The 1,918-nt window shown below is 62.0% G+C and carries 2 protein-coding genes; both read left to right on the top strand.

The genetic code is table 11. From position 1 onward, the window contains the following. Nucleotides 1–14: 14 nt before the first annotated feature. Nucleotides 15–572 carry a ubiquinol-cytochrome c reductase iron-sulfur subunit gene (gene petA / locus AC1D1P_RS22060; protein ID WP_477674449.1) on the top strand — a complete coding sequence of 186 codons (558 nt, stop codon included), beginning with the start codon at nt 15–17 and terminating at the stop codon, nt 570–572. 127 nt (nt 573–699) lie between these two features. Then, on the top strand, nt 700–1,918 hold a 1,219-nt coding region (locus AC1D1P_RS22065), incomplete at its 3' end, for a cytochrome b (protein ID WP_477674448.1).

A 1,918-nucleotide genomic window follows, 5' to 3' on the forward strand; every position in this document is an offset into this window, starting at 1 on the left:
AAAGAAACTGGCTCGTGGCCACCTGCGCTGTAGGCGGCGCAGGCGTTGCAGCCACCGCAATCCCCTTTGTCAGCACTTTCCAGCCCTCCGAAAAAGCCAAGGCTGCCGGTGCGGCCGTCGAGGTCGATATCTCCGGCGTGAAACCCGGCGAAAAGATCACGGTGGAATGGCGCGGCAAGCCCGTCTGGATCATCAAACGCACGCCCGAGCAGCTCGCCGAGCTGCCCAAGGTCGATGCCCTCCTGGCCGACCCCAAATCCGAGCGCAAGCCCGACGAACTGACCCCCGAATACGCCCGCAACGAAAACCGCTCCATCAAGCCCGAAACGCTGGTGGTGGTGGGCATTTGCTCGCACCTGGGCTGCTCGCCCTCTGACAAGTTCCAGCCCGGCGCACAGCCTTCGCTGCCCAACGACTGGGCCGGCGGCTTCCTGTGCCCCTGCCATGGCTCGACCTTCGACATGGCCGGCCGTGTGTACAAGAACAAGCCGGCGCCGGACAACCTGGAAGTGCCGCCGCACATGTACCTTTCGGACACCCGTCTGCTGATTGGTGAAGACAAGAAGGCCTGAGGCGCTTGCCTTAACCCGCGTTAACCAAGCTCCTTCACAAGACYCTGTAGCCAGCACCTGATACCCGCCGACCTTTCTGCCGCGTACCAGGTGCTTGCCAAAGAATCCCACCGAACCAGGATCAGTTATGGCTGAATTCAAAGAAATTTCCCCCGATGCCCCGCTCGCCGTCAAGGCGATGAACTGGGTCGACAACCGGTTTCCCGCCAGCAAGCTCTACAAAGAGCACATGAGCGAGTACTACGCACCGAAGAACTTCAACTTCTGGTACATCTTCGGCTCGCTGGCCATGCTGGTGCTGGTCATCCAGATCGTCACCGGCATCTTCCTCACGATGAATTACAAGCCCGACGCCGCACTGGCTTTCGGCTCTGTCGAATACATCATGCGCGACGTCCCCTGGGGCTGGCTGATCCGTTACATGCACTCCACCGGCGCTTCCGCTTTCTTCGTGGTGGTTTACCTGCACATGTTCCGCGGCCTGCTCTACGGCAGCTACCGCAAGCCGCGCGAGCTGGTCTGGATCTTCGGCTGCGCGATTTTCCTGTGCCTGATGGCCGAGGCCTTCATGGGCTACCTGCTGCCATGGGGCCAGATGAGCTACTGGGGCGCCCAGGTGATCGTCAACCTGTTTGCCGCCATCCCTTTCATCGGCCCTGACCTCGCGCTGCTGATCCGCGGCGACTATGTGGTCGGTGACGCGACGCTGAACCGCTTCTTTGCTTTCCACGTCATTGCCGTGCCGCTGGTGCTGCTGGGCCTGGTKGCCGCGCACATCATCGCGCTGCATGAAGTCGGCTCCAACAATCCCGACGGCGTTGAAATCAAGGGCCCGAATGCGCCGAAGGACGCCGCAGGCCACCCGCTGGACGGCATACCCTTCCACCCTTACTACACGGTGCACGACATCTTCGGTGTGAGCGTCTTCCTGATGATCTTCACGGCGATCATCTTTTTCGCGCCCGAGTTCGGCGGCTACTTCCTGGAGTACAACAACTTCATCCCGGCCGACCCGCTGAAGACGCCTGCGCACATCGCACCGGTCTGGTACTTCACGCCTTACTACTCGATGCTGCGCGCCATCACCGGTGAAATGGCCGGTGCACTGGGCATCATCGCGATCGTCGCCGCAGTGCTTGCCGCCCGCAAACTCTCCGGCATCTTCAAGCCAGCCGTGCTGGTGATTGCCGTCGGCGCGGCCTTGCTGCTGGGCTTGCTGCCTTCCATCGCCAACTGGATCGGCCTGGTCATTCCTTCCGCCGGCGCAGGCATCGCGCAAGGCCTGGATGCGCTGGCCAAACCGCTGGCCGGCGTGCCTTTCCTGGGCGAGCTCTGGGGCATGATGA

Source organism: Polaromonas sp. P1_E1_2 (genome assembly GCF_056406035.1).